Source organism: Oleiphilus sp. HI0066, assembly GCF_001635725.1.
Genome location: NZ_LWFH01001617.1, coordinates 1 through 946 on the forward strand (window position 1 = coordinate 1; position 946 = coordinate 946).

Sequence of the window (946 nt, forward strand, 5' to 3'; positions counted from 1 at the left end):
CAATATCCGCCGGAGTCATATCAGCCTCAGCGGAAATAGAAATCAAATTCAGTTCAGATTTTAGTTCAGCATGGATTTGATCAATCAAATGCGTCTTACCCGAACCTTTAGGAGCATGAAGCCAAAGCAGTAAGTCACCAAAGCAAGCTAAATGACGAACACTTTCTAGTTGATGTTGGCGTTGAGCACCTTTAAAGAAAAAACCTTGCCCTTCCGACAATTGCGCCGACAGGGCGGCATCATCTACACAGAGACGTTTGGCAATCGATAAAAAATGCGCCTGACTCATTGATTATCCCTTTTCTACAAGGCTAATTTGGAAGAACTTTCAACAACGTACTATGCTCAAAATCATCTGTCACTCGCGCAAACCCTAAGCGGTCCATGAGCACTAGACGCAAAGTACCATCTAACACTTTCTTATCAACAGACATCAGTTCGAGATAATCCTGAGCTGACATGACTTCTGGGCCTCGAATCGGTAAAGCACAATCATTCAAGACTTTCAGAATCCGCTCTTCATCGCTTTCTGATAGGCACCCCAGCAACTTAGACATATGCGCGGCCATTGCAATACCTGCACCAACAGCCTCACCGTGCAACCAATTTCCATAACCTGAAAACGTCTCAATAGCATGGCCGAAGGTATGCCCAAGATTCAAAATTGCACGAACACCGCCTTCTGTTTCATCTTCCTCAACAACAATCGCCTTGCATGCACAGGAGGTCAAAATAGCGTAACGCAGACTTGCTTCATCAAGCGCTCGAATATCGGACACATGCTTTTCTAACCACTCAAAGAATGGCAAATCACGAATCAATCCGTATTTAACTACTTCTGCCAAGCCTGCAGACACTTCTCGCTCAGGTAAGGTGGACAGACTAGCAGTATCGATTACAACGGCTTTTGGCTGATAAAACGCACCTATCATGTTTTTACCGAGCG

1 protein-coding gene and 1 pseudogene are annotated in these 946 nt (G+C 44.8%); both read right to left on the minus strand.

Going from position 1 to position 946, the window contains the following annotated elements; genetic code table 11:
* Positions 1-289 (minus strand): hypothetical protein (locus A3738_RS25415; protein WP_197474032.1); only part of this gene is annotated, 289 nt, incomplete at its 3' end.
* A gap of 22 nt (positions 290-311) precedes the next feature.
* Positions 312-946 (minus strand): annotated as a pseudogene (locus A3738_RS25420) (3-dehydroquinate synthase); the annotation flags it as partial.